The following is a 21,548-nucleotide window of genomic DNA, read 5'->3' as shown; positions in this document are numbered from 1 at the left end:
CCGAGGTTCGAGGGTGTGGTTGGGTGCCCGGGGCGGGATTCGAACCCGCATGCCCGCAGGGGGGCGTCCGCTTTTAAGGCGGCTGCGTCTGCCGTTCCGCCACCCGGGCCGGAGGTTCAGGCCGTGGCCTGCTGGGCAGCACTGGGCATCAGGCAGGTTCCTGTCCGTGGCTGTCCTGCGGCTGGTTTTCTCTGGGGAGTTCGCTGGCGTGGTCGCCGAGGCCGAGGTTGTGGAGGCCGATGGCGCGGTAGATTTCGCGGGCAATCTGGCTGTCCGTGGTCCGTTCCTTCGCCCGCTCCATGATCTTGGAGAGGAGCGTCTTGGCGTCGAGGAGCTCTCTGCCTTGCTCGATCAGGGCGTCCTGTCGGTTCAGGCAGCGCCTGTTGTCACATTCGCCCTCTTTGTACTGTGCGAGGAACTTCTCAAAGTCCCATGCCATGGGTGCCTCCTTCGTGGGGCGGGCCCGCCCGCGGACGGCAGGCGGGTGGGGGGTCAGGCGGCGGGTTGGGCGCGGCGGGTGCGGGCGGCGGCTGCGTCGCAGGGCCGGCAGACGAGCCGGCCGGACTTGCGGCGGGTCTTGAGGCCGTGCTCGGGGCAGATGTGGGTGCCGCGGGCGAGGTGGCCGCGGCGCAGGTTCTCGCCGCAGGACACTGGTTCGAGGTGGTCGGGGTTGACGCAGTGCCGGACGCGGCAGAGGTGATCCAGGTGCTGGGCGGGCGGGAGTTCGCCGCGGGTCAGCGTCCACAGCCAGCGGTGCGCGCTGACCGTGTGGCCGTCTGCGGAGGCTTTGCCGTAGCCGTCGGTGTCGCGTGGGCCGGTCCACTCCCAGCACCCGGAGGCGGCGGGGCGGACGTTGCGGAGCAGGGTGCGTATGAGGTGTTCGGTGGTTGGCTCGGTCACTGGCCCTCCTCGGTGTGCGTTGGTGCGTTCGGCTGGACGGAGCGGTTCATTCGTCGATGAAGATCACGGCGGCGACGCCGAGCCAGCAGGCGATCGTGACGACGCCGCCGACGACGAGGGCCAGGTGGCTGTCGGTGGTGAGGGCGTAGGTGCCGCCGCCGGAGATTCCTCCGAGCAGCAGGCCGAGCAGGAACGTGATCACGGGGTCTCCTTGGTGGTGGGTGGCCAGGTGTCGGGTCCGGGGATGGTGGTGATGCGGCGTCGGCGGCGGGCCGGGCGCCAGGCGGGCTCGCAGTCGTTGAACGTCGGCTGGACCGGGATGCTGGTCTGGCCGGCGGCGGCGAGCGCGGCGTGATCGAGGGGCCGGTGGACGGCGGCCGCCGTGGCACGGTCCGGCTCGGCGCCGGGGGTGCGCTTCTTGCGTCGGCAGACGGGACCGAGGCCATCGGGGCTGGGGCGGCGCAGCGGCCGCCCGCAGTCCTCGCAGCGGCGGGTCACCGGGTCGGCCCCTTGGGCCGGCCGGTGAAGCGGCTGTGTTCGGGCGAGGAGGTGATGGCGCTGGTCGTCACGCAGATGAGAGCGACCAGCAGCACGACGGCAGCCATCAGCAGCCGGCTTCTTCGGGGGTGGGCGGGTGCAGGTGGATGACGGGTGTGCTCCAGCAGCCGATCGACGCGCCGGAGTGGGTGGGGCAGAAGTCCGTCTCGCCGGTCCCCGGCCGCCAGCCGAGTTGCCTGGCGGCGGCGCGGGCCTCCTCGACGGTGCGGGCGTCGGTCATGACTTGGGTGGGGCAACTGCCTTCCGGCCACATGCGGTTGCAGTGGAGGGTGATGCGGGCGCTCACTGGTCAGTCCCCTCGACGGTGATGTGGCAGGTGCGGTGGTGTGCGCGGCCGCTGGTGGCGGGCCAGGTGGGGCAGCAGGGTGTGAACTGCGGGGCCGGGTGTGCGGGGCGGGTGGGGCGCGCGGTTCTCTCAGCGCGTACGGCGGCCTGTCGGCGTGCTCGGTGTCCGAGGAGACGGGCGAGGGGGCGTGCCGCCATCAGGCGGGCGTGCAGCTGTGCGGGCGGGGTCACGCTGCGGCCCCGGCCGGTGCCCATGTGCCGGTGGCCAAGGTCAGCCATGTCGACGGCGGGTACTCCGTCCGGCAGCGGCGGCAGCGGACGGTGGTGCTGCCGGCCGGGACGCGGAGTGGCGCGTCGCAGATGTCCCCGCCGCCGAGGTCCGCGGCGCAGGTGCCGACGGAGAGCGTTGGCGGGGCCGGGTCGAGGAGGGCGTTCACCTGCCCGGACAGGGCCCGTATCTCGCGGGCCATGTCCCCGGCGCCGGCGAACTCGGCGGCGATCCACTCGATGTTCATGCGCAGGCCGCGGGCGGCGTCGCGCACTCGACGCTCTACCGTCCCGGAGCGGGCGGGCGGGCCCCACCCGCGGGCGTCCTGCATGGCGGCCCGCCATTCCTCCAGCACGGTGACTATCCCGCCGGCGGCGCGCATGTCGAGGACGTCCTCGCGCACCGGCAGCGGCGCCTCGCGGACGAGCGCCACGGGGCCGTCGCCGCGGGCCGCACCCGGGCGGAGGTGCTCGGCCAGCAGCAGGTACTGGGCGGGGAGTTCGCCGAGTCGGGTGTCGAGGCCGCGGTCGCATCCGTCGCAGAGCTGGGCGGCGTGGTCGAGCGGTGTGGTGCAGGCGGTGCAGTTCATGCGGCGCTCCTGGTACGGGCGTTCGGGACGATCAGCCAGCCCGCCGCGGTGAGGTCGGAGACGATTCGGTCGGTCTGGCTGGCGGGGGTGGCGTGCTGCGGGTCGACGAGCAGGCAGTGGACGCCGAGCGCGTCGCGGATCTCGATGGCGGCCTCGGACGGGAACGCGCGGTCCCAGTACGGGCGGGGGCGGTCTCCGCGCTTGCGGGCGGTGTAGCCGCTGGATGCGAGGTATTCGACGACGCGGTGGGCTGCGGCGGCTGGTTTGGCGTCCGTGGGAGGGGTGTTCATCCGGTAGTCGTCGAGGGCGGCGAGGACGATGGCTCGCGCGGCGGCCGGGATGGCGGTGGCGGTCATGACGTCGGTCCCTTCGTGGCGTCGAGGCGGCTGGGGTGGGGCTCGGCGAGGGTGCGGCCGCGGGGGCTGGTGCAGCGGGCGCCGGGGAGGGCGCGGCACTTCGGGCAATCGGTGGCGAGCTGCGCGGGGCGGCCGCGGCGGAGGCTGGCCGGCATCGGGGCGCCCATCAGACGGCCCGCCGCTGGAGGCGCCGGTCATCGCCGGTCATCGCCACGACGGTCGTCATCTCGGCGAGGCGGGACACGATGCGCTCTCCGAGAACGCTCGCGAGGTCCGGGCCAAGCGGGCGGCCGTTGTCGTCCCGGTGCGCGCGGGCGGGCAAGTTGCTGGTGAAGATCGACGGAAGGCACCGGTTGTACCGCTCGTTGATCAGCCGATAGGTGATCTCCTCCACCCACTCCGAGGCCTTCGCGGAACCGAGATCGTCGAGGAGCAGCAGCGGAACGCGGCAGAGGCGGCCGAGTTCAGCCTCGGTGCCGCGGTCCGTGCCGCCGGGGCGGAGACGCCCGTACATGTCGGCCGCGGTGGTGGCCATCACCTCGTACGAGCGGGGCCCGGTCTCGGCGATCAGCCTCAACGCGCCGTAAGCCTGGTGAGTCTTGCCGGTGCCGGTCGTACCGGTGAGCAGCAGGGCGGGCGCGGTCGACGGATCGGCAGATACCTGCTCTGACCAGGCGATGACGTCCGGGTGATCGGTTCGGGCCCGTAGGTACCGCGGCGGGGTCGCGGTCTCCCAGCGGCCGACGGCCCATTCGGCGCGGTTGCGGCGGTGGTACTCGGGGTGGCCGGGCTCGTCGGGGCTGGGCTTGTCGTCGACCGGCCCTCCTGGGACTTCGGCCATGCCGCGGGCTACCAGGCCGGCGCGAAGTCTGGCCATGGCCGCGGCGGACGCGCTTTCGGTGCGGTCGGACATCGTCAGAATCCGTTCTGGTACGCGGAGTGGTCCTGGTTCCGGTAGGGCTGGTAGGGGCCGCCGGCGACTGCGCGCAGGGGCGGCCGGGTGGTGCCGGGCTCGGGCAGCGGGGGGAGTTCGCGCCAGCCGTTGATGAAGAAGCGGGCGGAGTCGACGTTGCCGCCCTGGCGCTCGTAGGTGCGTCGGGCGTAGTCGACGAGGGCGGGGGTGCCGGACTTCTTGATGAGGGCGTCGATGGGGAACCACTGGTCGCCCTTGAACGGCCAGCGGACGCTGACTCCGGCGAGGGTGCAGCCGTCAACGAGGGGTCGCGCAAAGGGGGGGATGTGGCTGTTGGCGGCGGGTGTCTCGCTCGCTCGCTCTTGCTTGGGTGAACTGGGTGGGTAGTGGGTACCGGATTCCGGCCCACTAGAGGGCTCGATTCCGGTACACGCTGTACCTGATTCCGACCCACTAGCGTGATCTTGATTGGGGCCTTGTGTACCGGAATCCGGCCCGCTGAGGTCGGCTTGTGTACCGGATTCCGGCCCACTCGGTGTACCGGAATCCGGTACACGGGCTTCATCTGACCGGCGGTACCCCACGGCCTTCGGCAGCCGGTACAGCGTCGCCCGGGTCCCCTTCTTCTCCTCGACGATCTCCAACTCACCGAGCTGCACCGCCATCCGGATGGCTGCGACAACCACAGATTTCGCCACGTTCATGGACGCCATGAAGTCCGCGTAACTCAGCCGGATTTCGCAGGCAGGGGTCCGCACCTGATCCGCGACTGCCAGCAGGGCGACGCGCGGGTTTCCCTTGGAATGGGACTGCGTCCACACCCAGTGCATGGCGTCGAGGGTCACGGGTCCTTCTCTCTACGGTGGTTCAGTGCGGTGGTTGTGCGCCCGGGGCGGGGGTGTGTGGTCGCCCCGCCCCGGGGCCGGGCAGGGTGGTGGCTACAGGGCGTCGGCGATGGCCTGGCCGAGGCCCTCGACGAGGGCGGCGCGCATGTCGTCGTCCATGTCGGGCTCGAAGGCGAAGTGGATGCGGGCGATGGTCTGCTCGCCGGCGCCGACGCTGAGCACGTGCTCGTCGGGCTGCAGTCCGTCGGCGCCGAGGGTGATGGCCCAATCGGACAGGTCGGCGGCCTTGGTGAGCAGGTCGTCTATGGCGCGCTGAGCGGTCTCGAAGTCGGCCTCGTTGAGGTCGTCCCAGTGGTCGTCAGGGCGGCTGGGGATGGGGGTCCACTGCATCCGCTCGCCGACGCCCACGAAGTCGGGGTCCTCGGCGAGGGTCGCGTGTTGGCGGGCGGCCTCAGCGTGGAGATCAGCGGTGGTGTACGGGTATTCAGACACGGGGTCTCCTAGAAGGGCGGGGCGTCGAAGTGCGGGCGTTCTCGCCAGCCGAGCCAGCGGCGGGCGATCCAGCGGGGTACGTAGGTGAGGAGCCAGGCCCGCTCGGGGCGCCAGCAGTCGCAGTAGCCGGTGATCGGGGCACCGGCCGTGCTGTCCTGCTCGACGGCGCCGGTGCCGTCGCAGGCCGGGCAGCCGGGCCGCGGTGTGTCCGTCAGCTCGACGGCAGGGCACGGCCAGTCCGTGTACCGGATCCGGAGGCGCGTCACCGGTCAGCCTCGGCCTGCTTGGTGGCGGCGGCGATGCCGTCACACGTGGCCTTGTCCGCCTCCTGGCGGGCAAGGATGCGGCTGTTGTTGTTGGCGAGCTGGGCGAAGACCGCTGTGGCGTCCGCCTCGGCCGCGGACATCGGCACGTTCTCCTCGCGCAGCCGCTCTGCGCCCCAGCAGCGGACGCACAGCAAGGGCTGCCTCTCCCGGTCGCACCACTCGCACGGCACCGGGATGACGTGCATGTTGTGGTCAGGTTCGTACAGGAAGAGGGGGCGGGTCTGCCCGCAGCCGTCGCACCGGCTCTCCGCCGGCTGCTGGGGCCCCATCACTGGCTGCTCTGCTGGTCGAGGGCGAGGCGGGTGATGCCAGCGGTGTCGGCGAGAAGCGAGGACACGGACTCGGTGAACTGTTCAGGCCCGGCCTCGCCAGCGGACTTGTACAGAGCCAGGGCGGTGTCCTTGTCGCCGTTGGCGTAGGCGACGATGAACCGCATGCTGAACGCCTCGGCCGGCCCGCGGAACGTGGCGTTCGGGAACAGCGGCTCGATCACCATCAGATCGCCGTTGTCTGGGTCGAGCTTCATGCCGAACTGCGTGGTCATGACCTCGACGGCCATCGCCGCGATACCGCAGCACACCCCGTACATCTGGTGGTTGTCGCTGTTCTCTCCGACGGCGGATAGCGCGTCTGCCGCGCCGGCGGCGTCCTTGGCTACCGCCCGGTCAAGGGCTTCGTAGATCAGCTGGCAGCGTTCGTCGTCGTTCATGCGGTCTGGTCCTTCCGGGCGACGGCGGCTTGTGCGGCGCGGTAGGTGGCGGGAGAGCTGCGGCGTTTGCCGGAGGCGACGGCGCGGGCGTCGTGGACGCGGCTGGCGCTGTCAGGGCTGGGCGTAGACCAGGCGTCGGACGGCCAGCCGGGGCCCGGCTGCGGCTCCGGCTGCCCGGCCCGGCCCCACGGCGAGTGCCGGGTGCAGAGCCAGCCCGCGGCGTACGGGCGCACCGGTCCGGTGTGCTTGCCGAGGGCCTCGCACGGCCGCGGTTCGGCCGTCACGCGGCGGCCTTGCTGCGGCGGGCGGCGGTAACGCGGTAGACGGTGCGCCTGTCGCAGTCGGCTGCCGTCGCGATCTCGTCGGCGTCCATCCCGCCCCGGTCGTGCAGCCGGAGAATCAGCGCGTCGCGCTGGACCTTGGTCGTTGTCTCCGCACGGCGGGCTCGGGCCCGAGGCACCGTCCCGGCCCACATGCCGTGGCGGTCGGCGTGCGACCCGGTACCCTCCAGCCGCGCGGCGTGCTGCTCGCAGACAGCACGGACCGGGCAGGCGTCGCAGACCTTGGCGGCCGCCTGATAGCTATGGCCGGGCCCACCCGGGTGGAACGCGTCGGGGTCGGTCTGGGCACACAGCGCCTCGTCCATCCAGTCGTAGGCGCTCATGTCGTCGCCCCCTCGACATGGCGGGACAGCTCATCTCCGGTGATGGCCTCGACGAGGGCGCACAGGAGAATTTCGGCGGCGTTCGGGGTGACGGCGTTGCCGTACTGGCGGACGCGTTCCCGCTTCGAGCCGAGGACCGTGTACGAGTCCGCGAAGCTCATAGCGCGGCCGATCTCGTGCGGCTCCAGCATGCGGAACAGCACGTCCTCGATCGCCGGCTTGCCGTGGATGAGGGCGTATCGGTCCTTCGTCGTCAGCGCGCCCATCGGCTGCGTCACCTGGCGGACGGTGCCGTTGCCGTAGTACGGCACCAGCAGGTGCTCCCAGGTGATGAGGGACTGGTGGCCGGCCGTCGTCATCGTGCGGAACTGCTCGGCGGCCGGGGTGCAGTGCTCGCCGCCGTCACCCTTGGACCCGTTGTTCCGCATGACGAACGCCGGAACGTCGGGGGTGACGAGCCCGTGGTGGTTGCCCGATGCGGTGACGGTCGCCAGGGACTCGCCGACGGAGCGGGCCACCGACCCGCCGCCGCGGAGCTCGGCGATGAACGGCAGCCACGCCAACCCGGTCTCGTTGCGCGCGGTCTGGGCCCGCAGCGGTCGGTGTGCGGAGGCTGCGGTCTTCCCGTCGCGGCCTTCGACCGGCACCAGCAGCGGCGGCACGGCCAGCGCGTCGTTCTCGCGGGTGGTGCGGGCCGGCATCGGGTCGAGGACGCTCGTCGCGTCGTTTCGCCAGGTGCCGCCTGCGGGAACCATCATCGGCACCGGCCGGGCGAACTTGGTGATGCCGGCTTCGATGCGGCCGAGGGTCTTGGGCGCGAGCGGGTGGAAACCGAGGGACTTCGTCTTGGCCTTGTCCGAGAAGAACTCCTTGAGCGGCTTGTCGCCGATGCGCTGCCCGGGGATGGACCAGTCGATCGCCGCCACGGCCGGAAGCGCCTCGGGCTCGACGATGGTGTTGCGGCAGGCCGTGTTGGGGCAGCGGTAGACGTACTGCTGGCGGTAGCGGCCCATGTCGATGCCGGGCCGCTTCCACGACTGCACGGCCTGCACTGGTCCGCACGTGTCGCACACCGCCCGCGGGCGGAGCCACTTGTCCCAGTCGGGGGTGCGGCCAAGGGACTCGTGCCAGTAGCCGACGTAGAGCCGGTCACGGGACTGCGGGGCGGCGTGCACCGTGCGTGGGTTCGCGTGCATGCTGTTGAGCGCGATGACCCGCGTGCGGTAGCCGAGTTTGTGGATCTCGCCGAGCCAGCGGTCCCAGTCCGTCCACGCGCGGACGTCCGTCACGTTCTCGACGACGCCGGCTTTGACGAGGCCGCCGCGCTCGATGACGCCGCGCAGGTACAGCGGCACCTCCTCCATCAGCGCGCGGGACTCCTCCTCGGCGGTCGGCTCGTCCTCGTCGTCCTGGGCGGCGAGGAGCGAGAACAGGTCGCCCTGCATGGCGTTGTCGAACGAGCGCTTCCTGCCCTTTGCCACCGACCAGTTCGTGCACTCCGGGGACGCCCAGAAGATGTCGGTCACCGGCCAGTCCCAGACGGGGGCCTTGCGGATGTCGCCCTGATAGTGGTCGGTGGTGGGGAAGTTCGCGGCGTGCGACTCGATCGCGCGGACCCAGTGGTTCGCCGCGCGCTCGACGCGGACGCCGGGGACGGCGTGTGCGCCCTGGCTGCTGCCTCCGGCGCCGCAGAACCAGTCCATGACGGACAGTTCGCTGTCGTGGCGGTACATCACTGGTCCCCCTTGGTGTGGCCGCATCCGAAGCAGCGGTAGGCGCCGCCGGGCTGCGGGGTGTGGATGGTGGTCATGTGGCCGCAGGTGGTGGTGTCGCAGGCGAGCCAGCGGGCGCCGGCCGGGTGCTTGGTGAAAGCCGCGTACGGCGGGACGGCGGTGGGCTGGTGGCGGCGGAGGAGCGGCCCGAGCCGGGCGGCGACGGCCACCGCGACGATCACCCAGACGGTGATGACGAGGCCGGTCTCGGTGGGGCTCATGACGTGGCCCCCGCCCGGGACTTCGCGGCGGAGTAGGCGCGGCGCCGGAGGATGTTGCGGCGCTCCGCCTCGGACAGACCACCCCAAACGCCGTCCGGCTCACGGGTGGTCAGCGCCCATTCCTGGCAGAGGAGCATCACCGGGCAGCGACGGCACACGGCCTTGGCTTCATCGATCTGGAGCAGCGCCGGGCCCGTGTCGCCCGCGGGAAAGAAGAGTTCTGCGTCCACGCCCTTGGCGCGGCACGCGGAGTGCTTCCGCCAGTCCTCGGTGGATGCCCGGCGGGGCATGCTGATCGTCCTCATGACGTCACCTCTCCCGGCTCCCGGCCGGCGGCAGTACGGGCGGGCACGTCGAGGCGCTTGAGCGCGGCGTCGGTGTAGCCCATGGCGCCCATCAGTTGGTTGGCCAGGCGGTCGTTGACGCGCTTCTGCGCGGTCAGCTCCCGGCGGAGGCGCACAATCACGCGCGCCATGCGGGCCAGGCGGGCGGCGTACCTGCGGGCCCGCCCTTCCTGGGCCTCCCGCTCCTCCCTCTCCCAAGCCACGGCCCGGCTGAGGTCCGTGACCCGGTCCGTCAGGGCGGCGATACGGCGGCTCCGGCGCGTCATGACCGCACCTCGCCCTCGGCGTCGACGGTCTCGACGGGGTAGGCGCCGTCCTCGTCGGGCCCCTGCTCGCCCGGCGTGGCGTTCTCGGCGTCCTTGCGTGCTGCGATGGCCGTCAGCTTCTGGGAGAGCTCGTCGCGGCCCTTGGGGTCGACGTGGCCGGCGGCCTGTGCCTGCATCCAGATGTCGCGGACGTCGTCGGAGGTGAGCGCGCCCTCGGCATCGGCGAGGTAGTCCGGCCGGGGCGCGTCGATCGCGGCGACCGCCCGGCTGCCTGCGGGGTCGAGGGCCACCGCGGTGGGCAGCGGGCCGGTGAGCGCCTGCCGCGGGGTGATGTCGCGGATCTCGACCACGACCACGGGGAAATGCTTGGTCGTGCCGCCCGCGACGCGGGTCCTGGGCTCGATGCGGAGCCGGACCGGGACCAGGCCGCGGCCACCGGTGCCGGACAGGACCATGTCGACGGTGCCCGCCATCTCGTTGGCGGCGTAGAACGAGTGGGTCTCGGCCCGCCAGACACCAACGTCGGGCATGTCCGGGAGGACCACGTTCAGGCGGGACGTGGCAGCGCAGACCTTGTCCTTCTTGTACTGGTCCTGCCGCAGCAGGTGCCAGTCCTCGCCGTACTCGGCGAGGCACAGGCACGGGCGGCGGCTGATCCGTTCGGTCTCGCCGTCGCACCGCCGGACGCATCCGCCTTTGTTCCACATCTCGTTGAACTGCGCGAGCGGGTCGCCCGAGGGCAGCAGCGCGTCGATGCTCTCGGCCTTGGTGATGACGCGGAACTGCTCGGCGCCGGCGCCCTGCGGCTGCCAGCGTTCAACGGTCCCGCCCCATGCGGCTGCCGCTGCGGCGACGTAGTGCTCGGCGTGGGAGCTGAGGACCCACGTCTTGGACTTGACCGGCCGGGGCCGCTTCTTCGGGTCGTCGTTCGGGACGCTCCAGCCGGTACGGAGCCGGCCGAGTTCGCGGGCTTGCCGCTGGTGCGTGAGGATGCGCGATCCCATTTCACGCCGCCTTTCGGTTCTTGCGCTCGACCGCGCGGGGCGGGAGCAGCGCGGGGTACGTGGTGGGTGTGGCGTGCAGCCACTTAGTGGTTTCGAGGGCGCCGCGGAACGCCCGGAATGCGCGCCGGTTGCCCGGCATCGGCACGAGCGCGTGGGAGCGCTGGCGGAGGTTGAGGACGCCGGTCCGCTCGATGCGGGGTACGTCGCCGTCGGTGTCGTCCGGCAGCAGCACGGCCTCGCAGAAGCGCAGAGCGGCCAGCTGCAGGGAGTTCTCCGGGTAGACGGAGGACGCCGGCCGGGTGGCGCTGGTCTTGTAGTCGATCAGCCAGAGTTCCCAGCGGCCACGGGGGCCGGTCGGGAGCCAGAGCATGCAGTCGCCGGTCCCGGCGTAGCCGAGGCGCCGGTGTACGAAGGTGATCTCTGCGGCGACGATGTGCTGGTCGAGGTCGATGCCCCACCGCTGCCAGAACAGGGTGAGCTGCCGTGCGTACGGGTCAACCTGGGTGTCTGCCTCAAACGGGGCCCGGAGCGCCATGCGTTCGGCGCGGTGATGGATGCGGGTGCCGAGGTCGGCGGCCCGGTCGCGGGCGTCTCGGTGGACGCGCTTGATGTCCTTGAGCAGGTTCTCGCGGTCGGTGATGGCGCGTCGGGCGACTTCGATGCGGTGGGCTAGGACCCATTCCGCGGTGAGCTTCACCGCCCAGGGGACGATCGCCTGCTTTGCGACGGCGGTGCCGATCACGTTGGTGACTGACACCAGGTCCGGGCCCCCGGCGGGGTCGCGGTAGTAGCGACCCCGCTCGGTGTCCTGCGCGTGGCGAGGGTTGGTCATCCGAGCGTCACCCCCAGCGCGGTGGCGATGGTGGCCACCAGCAGGGCGAGCATGATGAGGCAGCCGGCCGCCGCGGGGGCGGCTGCTTGGTCGTAGGTGGCGGCGTCGAGCGCCTCGCGCCGGGTGCGGGCGCGGCCGGTGTCGGTGCGGCGCTGGTGGTAGCCGTCGAAGGTGCCGCTCATCGGGCATCACCGCCTTCGGCCTCGGCTTCGTCTCGTGACGCGTCAGCGATGACCTGCAGCTGGGCGATCAGGCCGGGCAGGTCGGTGAGCGGAACGGACGAACCGTTGGGGTCGGTCCGGAAGTAGATGCCGGGCGTCCCGTCATCGAAGAGTGCTGTGCTGATCAGCAGGCGGTCGCCGTCCACGTCGGTGTGGGTGTATCGGCTGGGGTGCGGGACCGCGCCCGCTGGCTGCAGGATCGTCACGATCTCGGTGCGTTCGCTCATGCCGTCACCGCCTTGCGGGCGGGCATCGGGCGGGCAGCGAAGACGCGGGAGGCACCCCGGCCGGTCGGCCACTGTCGCCATTCGATCTGCCCGTGGCATCGGCGGTACGGGTCGTGGTAGGCCTCGCGGGTGAACGACAGCCCCCGGCAATCCGGGCACTGCAACTCGGGTCCGACCTTCCGCCCGTGGTGCCGGTGCTGCAGAGCGTCCTGCCGCTGCCACTCGTCCGGCCGCTGGAACTCCAGGTCGCCGTCAACTACGTCGGAGGACTTCAGATCAAGGTCGGAGTAGTCGTCCTCCCAGTAGGCCAGCGCCTCGTCCTCGGACTCGGCATCCACCCACACGATGCGGGTGATGGTCTCCACCACGACGACCGGGTAACTCCGCTTGTCCACGCCCCACGTACGAGGCGGCTGGGAACGCTCCAGCAGGTCAGCAACATCGAGGTCGGGCTCGGCCGGCTCCGGGCGGGACCACTTGGTGCCGAGGTAGTCGTGTTGGCCACCGTGTCCCAGGTCGCGCTGGCACTCCTCGTAGGAGCCCTGCGGGTACGGCTCTTCACACTTCATCGGGCATCGTCCTTGCAGGTGTAGAAGCGGCGGCCAGGCGTCTCGTGGCAGAGCAGGAGGCCGCGGCGCTGGAGGACTGAGAGGTCACGGCGGGCCGTGTGGGTGCTGCGGGGAATCGGGTAGCCGGCGGCGTTCCACAGGCGCAGCACCCGGCGCTTCGTCCACTCGCCGCCCTGGCGCCGGATCGCCGCGGCGAGCGCCTGCCGCCGGTCGTGGTCGGTGGGGTTCACTGGTCGCTCCCGTCGTTGAGGCCGAGCGCGTCGAGGAGCGTGCGGAGGTCGTCGGCGTTGGTGGCGCGGCTGGCCGCGTACAGCCGGGCCCGGTCCCGCTCCTCCTCCGAGGCCCGGCCCGGAAGCGGGACGGCGCGGCCCCGCGGCTCCACCTCTGACTCGGGCTCCGGCCGGCCGATTCCGGAAGTACGGCGGATCACGCGCCCACCTCCCGGGCCCGGCACGACGGGCACAGGTCCCGGCCCCGCGTCGACCAGCCGTGCACCCGGTACGCGATGGCCCGCAAAGCGGCGATCTTGTTGACGCCGTCCGGGGCGTGCAGCTCCCGCGCGCACCGGTGACCACGTTCCACGCCGTCGCAGCGCAGCTTGATCAGGACGATCGCGGTCATCGGCCACCGCCCTTCGGGAGCTCCCGGGTGGAGGCCAGGCCCTCGATGAAGCCGGCCAGCATCGCGGGCGAGGTGCGTGCGCTCGCCTTCAGCAGCAGCCAGTCAGCCTCGACGTCACAGCCCTGCCGGACTCGGCTACGGCCGCTGGAGTAGGCGAGGAGGAATGAGGACTGGTCCTGACTCTCGGCAGAGTGATCAGCAGCCAGATCGAACGAGATGTCATCGCACCTCATGCGGCACCTCGCACGCTCTGTACCGGGTGCGGGCTGGCCGCCGCGGTGAGTTCGCGGGCCAGGGCTACGGCGTCCTGCCGTGCCAGTTCGGCGACCACCGGCCGCATGCCGTCCGCGTGCACGGCGGCCATGCGGGCCACCAGTTCGTCCCGGGCGGCGTCGGCCTGCGCCGCGGCGAGCGTGGCGCGGGTGTCGTCGTCCTCCTGCCGCGACCGGTCTCGGAACGCCAGCGCCGAGCCGAGCGCGCCGAGCAGGTCATCGACGATGGTCGGGTCAGTGCCGTGCAGTTCGGCGAGCCGGTCGAGCAGCGCCTCGGCATCCCGGGTCAGGTCGAGCTCGACCATCCCGTACGGGGTCCGGCGGACCGTGATGTGCCTCATCACCCACCCGCCTTCGGGCTGGGCGCGAGGATGCCGCGCAGCTTGTCGACGGACGGACCAGCGAGCGCACTGGTGGCCTGAGTCGTCAGCGCGTACGGCACGGGGCCAGCGCAGGCGCAGCCCGGGGACGCGGGCCACCGGCACGGCGCGGGGTGCTCCGGCTCCTGAGTGTCCGGGCCAGGTGCGGTGTTGTGCGCGTGCTGGGCCTCGGCGATTGCCCGCCACCGGCCGCAGGTGTCCTCGACCTCAGCCAGAGCCGTCTTACTGTCCGCGTTCGTGATGGAGGAGGCAGCAAGCTCGTCCAGGAAGTCCGCGCGGTCCTCGTCGTCCATGAGCTCGGCCCACGGCAGCGCGGACGGGTATTCGGCCGGCGGTGCCGGGTTCTCAAGCTCGGCGACCCGCGCCCGCAGCCGCTCAAGCTCGGCGGCGGTCTCCGGCGACTGGAGCATCCCCGCCGCGTCCAGAGCAGCGGCGATGCCCGCCGGCGTCACGCGGGTTTTCATCGTCCGGCAGATCAGGTCCGACGCCTGGGACACCATCCGCGCGTTCACGCCGTCACCTCGGCGTCCGCCGCCGCGGCCAGGCATCCGTACGGCGCGCAGCCCGGGACCACGTGCGCCGAGTCCGCGTTCAGGTCGTACATGTCGTGCGCCTGCGCAGCCAGTTCCCCGGCCTTGTCCTGCTGCCGCTGCACCCACGCGGCATCCGTGTGGAGAACCCAGGCGCGGAACGGGCAGCCGTGCCACACTCCGGTCGCTGCGGCCTCGAACGGATACTTGCCCTCAGGATGCGCAATGTTGACCACGTGGGCGCCGATCCAGCGGGCGAACACGGCCACGTCGGACGGGCTCGCCAGGTGCAGCATCAGGCCGTATTTGCCGTCCCATTCGCCGTAGCGGCTGGCGGTGACGGAGTTGGGCATGACCGGCGAGGCGCTGATGATCTGCTCGGCGACGCTCAGCGCGACGAGGTACGAGGACCGCGGGTCAGCGCTCGCGCTGGCCGGTTGGGTAAGGTTGATGCTCACGGGGAGCCTCATTTCTCTGGGAACTGGAGTGGTGAGGCGAGCCGTTCAGGGGTCGCGCCGGGTACCAGCCGGTTGCGGCCCCGACTCGCGTCAGGGGTGCGGAAGTTCAGGCGGCGAGGGCCGTGCGCCGACGCTTCGCGGCATCGGCGTGGAGGGCCTTGCGGTCGTCGCGGCTGACCGAAAGCCGCCGTCCCGGGCCGCCGCCCCGCTTGAGGACGCGGAGCCGTCGGCGGACCGTGTTCACGCTGCATCGCATGACGTAGGCCGTCTCCTGGACGGTCAGGTATTCCGCGTTGGGATCCGCCGGCTTGGCGGGCTTGTGGTAAATCGCCTTATCGATCACGTCACTGCTCCTGTGCGTGGTCCTCGGGTGGGGCCGGGGTCAAGAGCCGTCTGTCGCTGGCCGGGAGGCCGAGCGCCTTACGGAGTGCGGCGTATCGCCCCGGTCCCATGCGGTCGCGGTAGCCCGTTTCGAGGTGCCGGAGATAGCAGTCACTGATGCCTGCGCGTCTGGCCGTCTCGGCCGTGCTGAGCCCTGCGTCCAAGCGGGTTGTGCGTATCGCCGCCCCGTTCACCGGGATGGTGGGGTGGGGTCTGTGCATGAGTAGAAGTTAACCCTAGTTGACCCGTCACGCAAGCCCTAGTTGACCCTACATGGTTCAACGCTCAAGGACATCTCGGTGCAACACAGGTCAACAGAATGCGACTCGCGTACCAATTTCGGTCTACCTGACCCCCCGTGCTGGTCGGTCCTGGCCGGTCCTGGGAAGATGTCGACATGGCCACCCCCCCCAAGGACCGCGACCTAGATCGCCTAGCCAGCTACGTGACGGCCCGCCGCCATGACCTCGGTATGGGCAGAGAGGCCATCGCGCGCACCGTCGGGCTGGCCAAGGGCACCTGGACGCGCCTCGAACAAGGCGCGGCGATCCGGGACGTCAACTACGCCAAGATTGATAAGGCTCTGTCGTGGGCGGCCGGCAGTTGCATGTCCGTCGCCGCAGGGCGCGATCCGGTCGTGCTTCATCCAAAAGAGCTCGCCCCGGGCGTCGTGGCCGCCACCGTGCCCGTGGAGGACATGGGCGACGCGGTGCGACAGTCGGTCGAGTCCGCATCGATCGCCGTCACGAACAACCTCACAGCTCAGGAGATCCGCGAACTGGGGGCAAAGGTCGTCGACATCCTTAAGGCGCGGGGCCTGATCTAAAAGATCAAGGTGCCGCCGCACAACCTTTCCCGGTTATCGACACGCAACGTACACAAGCGGAATCAGTGAGCTGCGAAGCGGTCACAGAAGCTGTTGAATATGCGACAGTGGGTGAACGCCTTGGGGGGTTCCCATCGATCCAGGGAGCCAATGGTGCGGCACGGCAAGCTCGTGATAGCCGACCTCGGTAGGTCGTTCACCGGGGCGATCAGCAAGCCTGCGGGGAGGGACACAGCACTCTGTGTAGCGTCGCCCAAGGTCCAGTTCGACGGCCGTGCCCGACAAGCACTCCAAGAACTGGCCCGGCGAGAGGGATTGGACTGCGTTACGTGCGGCGGCTGCGTCTTCCACACGGCACACTAGGCAGTCAGCGCGAAGGCCGGCGGATTCTTCCGCCGGCCTCGCTGTCGTAAGAGGGGAGGGGTCATGGCCCGGCCCGACGAACACATCCACATCGAGTGGCGCGGCGGCACCTGCCGCGTGAAGTGGTGGACCGGCGAGTATCTGCCCAATGGGCGCAAACGGTACGAGTCCAAGGGCGGGTTCCTCGACGAGGAGACCGCCATGGATCACGGCCGGGACCAGCTGTACGAGATCCGGCACGGCACCCACGTCAGCAACCGCGACGGCGCCACCCTCATGACCGACTGGCTGGACGACTGGCTGGCCGGCATGGACCACGCACCGCTCACCGAGCGGAATTACAAGTCCAGCGTAGAAAACCACATCCGCCCGTACTTCATTCGGAAGACCGTCGCCGAGATCGACGTGCTCGCATACCGCGCCTTCCGGAAGCACGTCAACCGGGCCGTCGGCGCAGGCAGCGCAAAGAACGTGATGATGGTCTTCGGCATGGTTCTCGACGACGCCGTGCCTCGGCTCATCAAGACGTCGCCCGTCGAACGCACGCGACGACGAGGGAAGTTCACGAAGAAGAAGAAGGAACGCAAGAAGGATGTGGGCGCGCTCGTCGTCGAGCAGCTTGCCCGCAACGCAGAAGCGTTCTTCGGGTTCCCCGGTTACGTGTTCATCTGGACGATGGCGATGACCGGGATGCGGCCGGGGGAGCTGTACGGGCTCACGCGTGAGTACTGCTACCCGAATTGGCCGGGCGCCGACCTGCGGACGGACCCGGACGATGAGGAGCGGTACGAGGAGGACATGGAGCGGTACGGCAAGGGCGAGGGCCTGATGCCGGCGATCCGTGTTGAACGCCAAGTTCAGTACTCAGAGGGGACGTTGCAGTTCTTCCCCCCGAAGTACGACTCTCACCGCACGCTCGTGGTGCCGGTCTTGCTGGCGGAGATGCTGGACAAGCTGCTGGCGAGCCATGACAGCAAGTGGGTGTTCCCTGCGATCCAGGGCGGGAGCCTGGGCGCGGTGAACTTCGACTACAAGTACTGGCGTCCGATCGCGGACGGCGCCGATGAGCGCTCAGGGCCGCGCGTGCGGAAGCCGCGGCCGGCTATCCCGGCCGTGCCGACGTTCAAGGGCAAGCGGCTATATCTGCTGCGGCACGGGCACAAGGCGTGGCTGGACGAGGACGGGCACTCGAAGTTCGCCGTGGAGTCGCGGATGGGGCATGAGGTGCCGGGTGTCGAGGGGATCTACTCCAGCGTGACGGTGCCGATGGAGCGTGCCATCATGAAGGCGTTGCAGGGGCGTTGGGAGGAGCTGCAGAAGCAGCTTCGGGAAACCGATTCCTAGATCATCTCCCAGTCGTTTCCCATCCCGGATCATTTGATCAAGGGAACCGCAGGTCAGGGCGATTCAAGACCCCAATGGATCGACTCCCAGATGAAGTTGAGCGCGGTGACGGAGAGCGCGATGGGCCGGAGAGCGGGCCAGGTGACGGTACGGAAGCGGCGCCAGGCGCCCGCGCCGTCCATGGCCGCGGCCTCGTGCAGTTCGCGTGGCACATGCTGCAGACCGGCCAGAAGGGTCACGGTGGTCTGCGGCATCCCGGCCCAGATGCCGACGACGATGACCGCGGGCAGGGCGGTGGCCAGGCCGCTCAACCAGTCCCGGCCATCGCCGGCTCCGGACAGGCCGAGGCCGCGCAGCGTCTCGTTCAGGATGCCGGCGTCCGGGTGGTAGACCAGCCGCCACATGATGCCGACGACGATCTCCGGCATCGCCCACGGAATGATCGCCAGCGCCCGGGCCAGCCAGCGCAGCCGCAGGGGGAGATGGAGCAGCAGGGCAAGACCGAGGGCGAGGAAGAACTGCGGGACGGTGACCCCGAACGCCCAGACCAGGCCGATCCGGAAGGAGTCCCAGAACAGGGAGTCCTGGAACAGATCGGAGAAGTTCAGCAGCCCCACGAAGCGGGTGGCCTGGGTCCGGCCCGACTGGGCGTCGGTGAACGCGAGTCCGATGCCGTAGAGCAGCGGCCCCACGCTCAGTACCAGGATCGGGATCAGCGCAGGCAGCACGAGGAACCAGGCGCCGTGATCGCGCCGGGTTCGGGTGGCACGGTCAGCGGCAGCTGCGTTTGACCGCTGTGGCGCGGTCGCCAACGTCACGGCAGGGACTCCTCAGGGCACGGCTCGGTCGGTCTTCCGCCGTGAACCCCCGCCGTCGGCACTGCTGCCATCGCTCCCCCTCTCCCCCGTCGGCCGCTCCCGGCCGCCGTCATCGTCGTGACGGCGGCCACATCCGTCAAGGTCCTGGCCGGATTCCCCGGAGGATCTCCCCACCTGGGAGGTCTCCCTGGGGGCTCCGACGGACCTGCGACACTGGTCGCGTTCACGCACCGCAGGAGGCATTCCGATGACCGAACCGAGCCCCGCCGCCTTCACGGAAGCGCGCGCCCGGGACGTGCTGGCCGCGGCCGGACGCCCCGATGCGGCAGCCGACGCCGCGTTGCTCTCGCTCGGCGAGAACGCCGTCTTCGCCCTCGGCGACAACGGGCCGGTCGTACGGGTGGGCCGCAGCGCCGAACTCCTGGAGCGGGCCGAGCGGGAACTGGGGGTGGCGCGGTGGCTGGCGGCCGAGGGGGTGCCGGCCGTACGGGCCGCGGAGTCCGTGGCCGCCTTGGTCGACGGACACCCCGTCACGTACTGGCAGCGGCTGCCGGAGGCCGTCCGCCCCGCCGGGCCGGACGATCTCGCCGCCCTGCTGAAGCTGGTCCATGCCCTGCCGGAGCCGCCGTTCGCGCTGCCCCGGCGCGAACTGCTCGGTGGCGTCGAGCGCTGGCTGCGGCTGGCCGGCGACGCCGTGTCGGCGCCGGACGCGGAGTATCTGCGCGGGCGGCGGGATGCGTTCGCGGCGGCCGCCACGGCCCTGGAGCCGCATCTGCCCCGCGGCCCCATCCACGGCGACGCGCTGACCCGCAACGTTCATGTCGGGCCCGACGGACCGGTGCTGGTCGACCTGGAAACCTTCTCCTCCGATCTGCGGGAACACGACCTGGTCGTGATGGCGTTGAGCCGGGACCGCTACGGCCTGTCCCCGGACGCGTACGACACCTTTGTGTCCGTATACGGCTGGGACGTACGGGTCTGGGAGGGCTGCGCCGTGTTGCGCGGGTCCCGGGAGACGGCGAGCTGCGCCTGGGTGTCCCAGCACGCGCCCGGAAACCCGGCGGCACTCAAGGAGTTCCGGCGCCGGATCGCCTCACTGCGCGACAAGGACGCGACGGTGCGGTGGTACCCCTTCTGAGCGGGGCGGCCGGAGCCCGGGGCCGGGCCTGCTGAGCGGAGACAGGACCCTGTTTGTGCCGGGAGGGCCCTGGTGTGGCGGGAGTTCGCGGGGTCCGGCCCGCCGCACGGCCGTGCCGGCGCACTGCCGCTCCGGCTCAGGCCTTGGCCTGGTACGGGATCAGGGGCCAGGCCTGCTCGACTATCGCCTGTGGGTCGCCGGATCGCCGCAAATACGCCTGGAACGAGGCGGCCTGTTCGGCGGCCACCTGCTCCTGGAGGGCGTGCAGGGCACGGGGCGACGGGATGGCGACGGCCGGGAACGTCTCCCCGATGCGCCGGGCGACCCCGGCCGCGGCCGCCGCGTCGGCGCCCGCCTCGTGGGCGCCGTCGAGCCGGACGCCGTAGTGACCGCAGAGCGCCTGCAGCGCGCGCTTCCCCTTGCGGTAGCGGTCCACATGCTTGTCCAGGACGAGGGGGTCGATGACCGGCGCGGGGGCGTGTCCGAGTCGTTCGGTCAGTGTCCGCAGGCCGTGGCGCCGGCACTCGCGGTCCAGAAGGGAGAGGTCATAGCGGGCGTTCATCACCACCAGCGGGATGTCCGCGCGCAGGGCATCGGCCAGTGCCTCGGTAATTTCCTCTATTGCGGTCGCCGGCGGTCGGCCATGCTCTTGGACATATGCGGTCGAAATGCCGTGAATAGCCGCCGCTTCATCGGGAATCGGCACCCCCGGGTCGAGCAGCCAGGTGTGCTGCGCGACCGCGCGGCCGTCCCCCTCCAGCCGGATCAGCGCGGCGGTGACGATGCGGTCCCGCTCGACATCGGTGCCTGTGGTCTCCAGGTCGAAGCTGACCAGCAGCTCCTGATGCCAACTCATGCCGAAACCTCGCTTCGCTCGGCCTCGCACTCGCTCGGCGCGCCCCTCTCCTTGCCTCTCCCCCGGCCCTGGGCCGGGGAGACCCCCACGCTGCGCTCGCTCATGCGGCCTCCTTCAGTGGTACTTCCCCCGTTGCCCGCCCACTCTCGCACGCACCACTGACAATCGACCGGCCACCCGTCGCGGCAGGGCAGCAACCGCTGCCGCACCGCACCCAACGGCAACCCGCCCCCCAGCCGTGCGGTCAATGCTCCGGGTCAATACACCTCGGCCCGGTCCGACGGGTCAGGCCCTAGGCTGACCGCCATGGACCTACGGCTGGCAGGACACGGCGCGCTGGTGACGGGCAGCAGTTCGGGGATCGGGGCGACGATCGCCCAGATGCTGGCCGACGAGGGCTGCGAGGTCCTCGTACACGGGCGCAACGCGGCAGCCGCGGCGGTCGTCGCCGAGCAGGTCGCGGCCCGCGGCGTACGGGCCGAAGTGGTGCTCGGCGATCTGACGGAACCGGGCATCGCCGAACAGGTCGCCCTCACCGCACGCGACTTCGGGGCCCGCATCCTCGTCAACAATGCCGGTCCGTTCGCCGAGCACGACTGGGAGACTTCCCGGCCGGCCGACTGGCGGGCCGCCTTCGAGGGAAATGTGCTGCCGACCGTGCGGGTCAGTCAGACACTGCTGCCGTCGCTGCGTGCGCACGGCTGGGGCCGGGTGATCACCATCGGGAGCCGGGCGGTGCGGACACCGCTGCCCAACATGGTGGCGTACTCCGCGGCCAAGGCCGCCGTGGTGAACATGACCACCAGCCTGGCCCGGCACCTCGCCGGGACCGGGGTCACCGCGAACTGTGTGAGCCCGGGGGTGATCGTCACCCCCTCCATGTCCCGGATGTTCGAGGAGCGCGCGGCGGCGGGCGACGGCACCGGGACGGACCCGGAGGGCGGACCGGACGAAGCGGAGATCGTCGCCGGGTATGCGCCGAACCCGAGCGGACGGCTGGGGCGCCCGGAGGACATCGCCGCCGCGGTCGCCTACCTGGCGAGCCCGCTGGCCGATTACGTCAACGGCATCGAGCTGCGGGTCGACGGAGGGATCACGGGGACGCCGTAAGGCCCGCCCGTGTCGTACCTCCCGGCCCCTTCGCTCCTCTCCCCGTTCCCCCTCCGACCGGCACCCTCCGGTGCCGCCCGCCGGTGTCGC

Annotated in this window: 38 protein-coding genes, 1 tRNA gene and 1 pseudogene; 4 read left to right on the top strand and 36 right to left on the bottom strand. The window is 70.9% G+C overall.

Annotation, left to right across the window (positions count from 1 at the left end):
• Positions 1 to 24: 24 nt before the first annotated feature.
• From ACGFWI_RS01105 to ACGFWI_RS00940, 34 genes are all read right to left on the bottom strand, one after another.
• A tRNA-Leu gene (locus ACGFWI_RS01105) sits at positions 25 to 109 on the bottom strand.
• A gap of 39 nt (positions 110 to 148) precedes the next feature.
• Entirely contained in the window at positions 149 to 439 is a 291-nt protein-coding gene (locus ACGFWI_RS01100; protein WP_393903776.1) for a hypothetical protein, read from the bottom strand.
• Positions 440 to 492: 53 nt separating this feature from the next.
• Complete coding sequence (locus ACGFWI_RS01095) at positions 493 to 900, bottom strand: HNH endonuclease (RefSeq protein ID WP_393903775.1); 408 nt, start codon at positions 898 to 900, stop codon at positions 493 to 495.
• 46 nt (positions 901 to 946) lie between these two features.
• The gene (locus ACGFWI_RS01090; protein WP_393903774.1) at positions 947 to 1,102 is read right to left on the bottom strand and encodes a hypothetical protein; all 156 of its coding nucleotides are present in this window, start codon (positions 1,100 to 1,102) and stop codon (positions 947 to 949) included.
• On the bottom strand, positions 1,099 to 1,398 hold the full coding sequence (locus ACGFWI_RS01085) for a hypothetical protein (protein WP_393903773.1): 300 nt from the start codon (positions 1,396 to 1,398) through the stop codon (positions 1,099 to 1,101). The genes ACGFWI_RS01090 and ACGFWI_RS01085 overlap by 4 nt, the downstream gene beginning before the upstream one ends.
• A 106-nt stretch (positions 1,399 to 1,504) precedes the next feature.
• Complete coding sequence (locus ACGFWI_RS01080; RefSeq protein ID WP_393903772.1) at positions 1,505 to 1,744, bottom strand: hypothetical protein; 240 nt, start codon at positions 1,742 to 1,744, stop codon at positions 1,505 to 1,507.
• A 226-nt stretch (positions 1,745 to 1,970) separates the two neighbouring features.
• Positions 1,971 to 2,600, bottom strand: coding sequence for a hypothetical protein (locus ACGFWI_RS01075; RefSeq protein WP_393903771.1), 630 nt, complete (start codon positions 2,598 to 2,600; stop codon positions 1,971 to 1,973).
• Positions 2,597 to 2,956 (bottom strand): hypothetical protein, encoded by a 360-nt coding sequence (locus ACGFWI_RS01070; protein WP_393903770.1) that lies wholly within the window; start codon positions 2,954 to 2,956, stop codon positions 2,597 to 2,599. The genes ACGFWI_RS01075 and ACGFWI_RS01070 overlap by 4 nt, the downstream gene beginning before the upstream one ends.
• Positions 2,957 to 3,122: 166 nt before the next feature.
• Positions 3,123 to 3,869, bottom strand: a complete 747-nt coding sequence (locus ACGFWI_RS01065) for an ATP-binding protein (protein ID WP_393903769.1) — start codon at positions 3,867 to 3,869, stop codon at positions 3,123 to 3,125.
• 2 nt (positions 3,870 to 3,871) lie between these two features.
• Positions 3,872 to 4,714 carry a hypothetical protein gene (locus tag ACGFWI_RS01060; RefSeq protein WP_393903768.1) on the bottom strand — a complete coding sequence of 281 codons (843 nt, stop codon included), beginning with the start codon at positions 4,712 to 4,714 and terminating at the stop codon, positions 3,872 to 3,874.
• Between the two features lie 93 nt (positions 4,715 to 4,807).
• Positions 4,808 to 5,206, bottom strand: coding sequence for a hypothetical protein (locus ACGFWI_RS01055; RefSeq protein WP_393903767.1), 399 nt, complete (start codon positions 5,204 to 5,206; stop codon positions 4,808 to 4,810).
• Between the two features lie 8 nt (positions 5,207 to 5,214).
• A complete protein-coding gene (locus tag ACGFWI_RS01050; RefSeq protein ID WP_393903766.1) occupies positions 5,215 to 5,472 on the bottom strand; it encodes a hypothetical protein in 258 nt (85 codons plus the stop codon).
• On the bottom strand, positions 5,469 to 5,801 hold the full coding sequence (locus ACGFWI_RS01045; protein ID WP_393903765.1) for a hypothetical protein: 333 nt from the start codon (positions 5,799 to 5,801) through the stop codon (positions 5,469 to 5,471). The genes ACGFWI_RS01050 and ACGFWI_RS01045 overlap by 4 nt, the downstream gene beginning before the upstream one ends.
• A complete protein-coding gene (locus ACGFWI_RS01040; protein WP_393903764.1) occupies positions 5,801 to 6,241 on the bottom strand; it encodes a hypothetical protein in 441 nt (146 codons plus the stop codon). Before ACGFWI_RS01040 ends, ACGFWI_RS01045 begins: the two co-directional genes overlap by 1 nt.
• Positions 6,238 to 6,525: a hypothetical protein gene (locus ACGFWI_RS01035; protein WP_393903763.1), complete on the bottom strand. Its 288-nt coding sequence runs from the start codon at positions 6,523 to 6,525 to the stop codon at positions 6,238 to 6,240. The genes ACGFWI_RS01040 and ACGFWI_RS01035 overlap by 4 nt, the downstream gene beginning before the upstream one ends.
• On the bottom strand, positions 6,522 to 6,905 hold the full coding sequence (locus ACGFWI_RS01030) for a WhiB family transcriptional regulator (RefSeq protein WP_393903762.1): 384 nt from the start codon (positions 6,903 to 6,905) through the stop codon (positions 6,522 to 6,524). The genes ACGFWI_RS01035 and ACGFWI_RS01030 overlap by 4 nt, the downstream gene beginning before the upstream one ends.
• Positions 6,902 to 8,638 (bottom strand): DNA cytosine methyltransferase, encoded by a 1,737-nt coding sequence (locus ACGFWI_RS01025; protein WP_393903761.1) that lies wholly within the window; start codon positions 8,636 to 8,638, stop codon positions 6,902 to 6,904. The genes ACGFWI_RS01030 and ACGFWI_RS01025 overlap by 4 nt, the downstream gene beginning before the upstream one ends.
• Positions 8,638 to 8,898 (bottom strand): hypothetical protein, encoded by a 261-nt coding sequence (locus tag ACGFWI_RS01020; protein WP_393903760.1) that lies wholly within the window; start codon positions 8,896 to 8,898, stop codon positions 8,638 to 8,640. The genes ACGFWI_RS01025 and ACGFWI_RS01020 overlap by 1 nt, the downstream gene beginning before the upstream one ends.
• Positions 8,895 to 9,203, bottom strand: a complete 309-nt coding sequence (locus ACGFWI_RS01015; RefSeq protein ID WP_393903759.1) for a WhiB family transcriptional regulator — start codon at positions 9,201 to 9,203, stop codon at positions 8,895 to 8,897. The genes ACGFWI_RS01020 and ACGFWI_RS01015 overlap by 4 nt, the downstream gene beginning before the upstream one ends.
• Complete coding sequence (locus ACGFWI_RS01010) at positions 9,200 to 9,508, bottom strand: hypothetical protein (RefSeq protein WP_393903758.1); 309 nt, start codon at positions 9,506 to 9,508, stop codon at positions 9,200 to 9,202. The genes ACGFWI_RS01015 and ACGFWI_RS01010 overlap by 4 nt, the downstream gene beginning before the upstream one ends.
• Positions 9,505 to 10,512, bottom strand: a complete 1,008-nt coding sequence (locus ACGFWI_RS01005) for a hypothetical protein (RefSeq protein ID WP_393903757.1) — start codon at positions 10,510 to 10,512, stop codon at positions 9,505 to 9,507. The genes ACGFWI_RS01010 and ACGFWI_RS01005 overlap by 4 nt, the downstream gene beginning before the upstream one ends.
• Before the next feature lies 1 nt (position 10,513).
• A complete protein-coding gene (locus ACGFWI_RS01000; protein ID WP_393903756.1) occupies positions 10,514 to 11,344 on the bottom strand; it encodes a hypothetical protein in 831 nt (276 codons plus the stop codon).
• Positions 11,341 to 11,526: a hypothetical protein gene (locus ACGFWI_RS00995; RefSeq protein ID WP_393903755.1), complete on the bottom strand. Its 186-nt coding sequence runs from the start codon at positions 11,524 to 11,526 to the stop codon at positions 11,341 to 11,343. The genes ACGFWI_RS01000 and ACGFWI_RS00995 overlap by 4 nt, the downstream gene beginning before the upstream one ends.
• Complete coding sequence (locus tag ACGFWI_RS00990; protein ID WP_393903754.1) at positions 11,523 to 11,792, bottom strand: hypothetical protein; 270 nt, start codon at positions 11,790 to 11,792, stop codon at positions 11,523 to 11,525. The genes ACGFWI_RS00995 and ACGFWI_RS00990 overlap by 4 nt, the downstream gene beginning before the upstream one ends.
• Positions 11,789 to 12,361, bottom strand: a complete 573-nt coding sequence (locus ACGFWI_RS00985; protein WP_393903753.1) for a hypothetical protein — start codon at positions 12,359 to 12,361, stop codon at positions 11,789 to 11,791. The genes ACGFWI_RS00990 and ACGFWI_RS00985 overlap by 4 nt, the downstream gene beginning before the upstream one ends.
• Complete coding sequence (locus tag ACGFWI_RS00980) at positions 12,358 to 12,591, bottom strand: hypothetical protein (RefSeq protein WP_393903752.1); 234 nt, start codon at positions 12,589 to 12,591, stop codon at positions 12,358 to 12,360. Before ACGFWI_RS00980 ends, ACGFWI_RS00985 begins: the two co-directional genes overlap by 4 nt.
• Positions 12,588 to 12,791: a hypothetical protein gene (locus ACGFWI_RS00975; protein ID WP_393903751.1), complete on the bottom strand. Its 204-nt coding sequence runs from the start codon at positions 12,789 to 12,791 to the stop codon at positions 12,588 to 12,590. The genes ACGFWI_RS00980 and ACGFWI_RS00975 overlap by 4 nt, the downstream gene beginning before the upstream one ends.
• Complete coding sequence (locus ACGFWI_RS00970; protein ID WP_393903750.1) at positions 12,788 to 12,982, bottom strand: hypothetical protein; 195 nt, start codon at positions 12,980 to 12,982, stop codon at positions 12,788 to 12,790. Before ACGFWI_RS00970 ends, ACGFWI_RS00975 begins: the two co-directional genes overlap by 4 nt.
• Entirely contained in the window at positions 12,979 to 13,215 is a 237-nt protein-coding gene (locus ACGFWI_RS00965) for a hypothetical protein (protein WP_393903749.1), read from the bottom strand. The genes ACGFWI_RS00970 and ACGFWI_RS00965 overlap by 4 nt, the downstream gene beginning before the upstream one ends.
• A complete protein-coding gene (locus ACGFWI_RS00960; RefSeq protein ID WP_393903748.1) occupies positions 13,212 to 13,595 on the bottom strand; it encodes a hypothetical protein in 384 nt (127 codons plus the stop codon). Before ACGFWI_RS00960 ends, ACGFWI_RS00965 begins: the two co-directional genes overlap by 4 nt.
• The gene (locus ACGFWI_RS00955; protein ID WP_393903747.1) at positions 13,595 to 14,146 is read right to left on the bottom strand and encodes a hypothetical protein; all 552 of its coding nucleotides are present in this window, start codon (positions 14,144 to 14,146) and stop codon (positions 13,595 to 13,597) included. The genes ACGFWI_RS00960 and ACGFWI_RS00955 overlap by 1 nt, the downstream gene beginning before the upstream one ends.
• Positions 14,143 to 14,622, bottom strand: coding sequence for a hypothetical protein (locus tag ACGFWI_RS00950; protein ID WP_393903746.1), 480 nt, complete (start codon positions 14,620 to 14,622; stop codon positions 14,143 to 14,145). Before ACGFWI_RS00950 ends, ACGFWI_RS00955 begins: the two co-directional genes overlap by 4 nt.
• Positions 14,623 to 14,728: 106 nt before the next feature.
• On the bottom strand, positions 14,729 to 14,965 hold the full coding sequence (locus ACGFWI_RS00945) for a hypothetical protein (RefSeq protein ID WP_393903745.1): 237 nt from the start codon (positions 14,963 to 14,965) through the stop codon (positions 14,729 to 14,731).
• Position 14,966: 1 nt separating this feature from the next.
• The gene (locus ACGFWI_RS00940; protein ID WP_393903744.1) at positions 14,967 to 15,224 is read right to left on the bottom strand and encodes a helix-turn-helix domain-containing protein; all 258 of its coding nucleotides are present in this window, start codon (positions 15,222 to 15,224) and stop codon (positions 14,967 to 14,969) included.
• Between the two features lie 176 nt (positions 15,225 to 15,400).
• On the opposite strand from ACGFWI_RS00940, the gene ACGFWI_RS00935 reads away from it, so the two are divergent.
• Together ACGFWI_RS00935 and ACGFWI_RS00930 are read left to right on the top strand one after the other, a co-directional pair.
• Complete coding sequence (locus ACGFWI_RS00935) at positions 15,401 to 15,829, top strand: helix-turn-helix domain-containing protein (protein WP_393903743.1); 429 nt, start codon at positions 15,401 to 15,403, stop codon at positions 15,827 to 15,829.
• A gap of 426 nt (positions 15,830 to 16,255) precedes the next feature.
• Complete coding sequence (locus tag ACGFWI_RS00930) at positions 16,256 to 17,536, top strand: integrase (RefSeq protein WP_393903742.1); 1,281 nt, start codon at positions 16,256 to 16,258, stop codon at positions 17,534 to 17,536.
• An 86-nt stretch (positions 17,537 to 17,622) separates the two neighbouring features.
• Here ACGFWI_RS00930 and ACGFWI_RS00925 read toward each other — a convergent pair.
• Positions 17,623 to 18,354 (bottom strand): annotated as a pseudogene (locus tag ACGFWI_RS00925) (carbohydrate ABC transporter permease); the annotation flags it as partial.
• Between the two features lie 247 nt (positions 18,355 to 18,601).
• Here ACGFWI_RS00925 and ACGFWI_RS00920 point away from each other — a divergent pair.
• A complete protein-coding gene (locus tag ACGFWI_RS00920; RefSeq protein WP_393903741.1) occupies positions 18,602 to 19,492 on the top strand; it encodes an aminoglycoside phosphotransferase family protein in 891 nt (296 codons plus the stop codon).
• 136 nt (positions 19,493 to 19,628) lie between these two features.
• Here the strand turns inward: ACGFWI_RS00920 and ACGFWI_RS00915 are convergent, their stop codons facing one another.
• Entirely contained in the window at positions 19,629 to 20,348 is a 720-nt protein-coding gene (locus ACGFWI_RS00915) for a 3'-5' exonuclease (protein ID WP_393903740.1), read from the bottom strand.
• 306 nt (positions 20,349 to 20,654) lie between these two features.
• Here ACGFWI_RS00915 and ACGFWI_RS00910 point away from each other — a divergent pair, with 306 nt between their 5' ends.
• Positions 20,655 to 21,458 (top strand): SDR family NAD(P)-dependent oxidoreductase, encoded by an 804-nt coding sequence (locus tag ACGFWI_RS00910; RefSeq protein ID WP_393903739.1) that lies wholly within the window; start codon positions 20,655 to 20,657, stop codon positions 21,456 to 21,458.
• Positions 21,459 to 21,548: the final 90 nt, after the last annotated feature.

Source organism: Streptomyces sp. NPDC048434, from assembly GCF_043200375.1.
Taxonomy (GTDB): domain Bacteria; phylum Actinomycetota; class Actinomycetes; order Streptomycetales; family Streptomycetaceae; genus Streptomyces.
Note: the sequence above shows the minus strand (reverse complement) of the source record. Positions and strands in the feature narration are given on the sequence as shown.

Bases quoted from the DNA above. Each gene is read 5' to 3' on its own strand.
- ACGFWI_RS00940 (WP_393903744.1), bottom strand. From the start codon at position 15,224: ATGCACAGACCCCACCCCACCATCCCGGTGAACGGGGCGGCGATACGC.
- ACGFWI_RS01020 (WP_393903760.1), bottom strand. From the start codon at position 8,898: ATGAGCCCCACCGAGACCGGCCTCGTCATCACCGTCTGGGTGATCGTC.
- ACGFWI_RS01015 (WP_393903759.1), bottom strand. From the start codon at position 9,203: ATGAGGACGATCAGCATGCCCCGCCGGGCATCCACCGAGGACTGGCGG.
- ACGFWI_RS00960 (WP_393903748.1), bottom strand. From the start codon at position 13,595: ATGAGGCACATCACGGTCCGCCGGACCCCGTACGGGATGGTCGAGCTC.
- ACGFWI_RS00915 (WP_393903740.1), bottom strand. From the start codon at position 20,348: ATGAGTTGGCATCAGGAGCTGCTGGTCAGCTTCGACCTGGAGACCACA.
- ACGFWI_RS01065 (WP_393903769.1), bottom strand. From the start codon at position 3,869: ATGTCCGACCGCACCGAAAGCGCGTCCGCCGCGGCCATGGCCAGACTT.
- ACGFWI_RS00985 (WP_393903753.1), bottom strand. From the start codon at position 12,361: ATGAAGTGTGAAGAGCCGTACCCGCAGGGCTCCTACGAGGAGTGCCAG.
- ACGFWI_RS01025 (WP_393903761.1), bottom strand. From the start codon at position 8,638: ATGTACCGCCACGACAGCGAACTGTCCGTCATGGACTGGTTCTGCGGC.
- ACGFWI_RS00965 (WP_393903749.1), bottom strand. From the start codon at position 13,215: ATGAGGTGCGATGACATCTCGTTCGATCTGGCTGCTGATCACTCTGCC.
- ACGFWI_RS00995 (WP_393903755.1), bottom strand. From the start codon at position 11,526: ATGAGCGGCACCTTCGACGGCTACCACCAGCGCCGCACCGACACCGGC.
- ACGFWI_RS00990 (WP_393903754.1), bottom strand. From the start codon at position 11,792: ATGAGCGAACGCACCGAGATCGTGACGATCCTGCAGCCAGCGGGCGCG.
- ACGFWI_RS01070 (WP_393903770.1), bottom strand. From the start codon at position 2,956: ATGACCGCCACCGCCATCCCGGCCGCCGCGCGAGCCATCGTCCTCGCC.
- ACGFWI_RS00935 (WP_393903743.1), top strand. From the start codon at position 15,401: ATGGCCACCCCCCCCAAGGACCGCGACCTAGATCGCCTAGCCAGCTAC.
- ACGFWI_RS01075 (WP_393903771.1), bottom strand. From the start codon at position 2,600: ATGAACTGCACCGCCTGCACCACACCGCTCGACCACGCCGCCCAGCTC.
- ACGFWI_RS01100 (WP_393903776.1), bottom strand. From the start codon at position 439: ATGGCATGGGACTTTGAGAAGTTCCTCGCACAGTACAAAGAGGGCGAA.
- ACGFWI_RS01010 (WP_393903758.1), bottom strand. From the start codon at position 9,508: ATGACGCGCCGGAGCCGCCGTATCGCCGCCCTGACGGACCGGGTCACG.
- ACGFWI_RS01030 (WP_393903762.1), bottom strand. From the start codon at position 6,905: ATGAGCGCCTACGACTGGATGGACGAGGCGCTGTGTGCCCAGACCGAC.
- ACGFWI_RS00920 (WP_393903741.1), top strand. From the start codon at position 18,602: ATGACCGAACCGAGCCCCGCCGCCTTCACGGAAGCGCGCGCCCGGGAC.
- ACGFWI_RS01040 (WP_393903764.1), bottom strand. From the start codon at position 6,241: ATGAACGACGACGAACGCTGCCAGCTGATCTACGAAGCCCTTGACCGG.
- ACGFWI_RS00930 (WP_393903742.1), top strand. From the start codon at position 16,256: ATGGCCCGGCCCGACGAACACATCCACATCGAGTGGCGCGGCGGCACC.
- ACGFWI_RS01005 (WP_393903757.1), bottom strand. From the start codon at position 10,512: ATGGGATCGCGCATCCTCACGCACCAGCGGCAAGCCCGCGAACTCGGC.
- ACGFWI_RS01045 (WP_393903765.1), bottom strand. From the start codon at position 5,801: ATGGGGCCCCAGCAGCCGGCGGAGAGCCGGTGCGACGGCTGCGGGCAG.
- ACGFWI_RS00970 (WP_393903750.1), bottom strand. From the start codon at position 12,982: ATGACCGCGATCGTCCTGATCAAGCTGCGCTGCGACGGCGTGGAACGT.
- ACGFWI_RS01000 (WP_393903756.1), bottom strand. From the start codon at position 11,344: ATGACCAACCCTCGCCACGCGCAGGACACCGAGCGGGGTCGCTACTAC.
- ACGFWI_RS00910 (WP_393903739.1), top strand. From the start codon at position 20,655: ATGGACCTACGGCTGGCAGGACACGGCGCGCTGGTGACGGGCAGCAGT.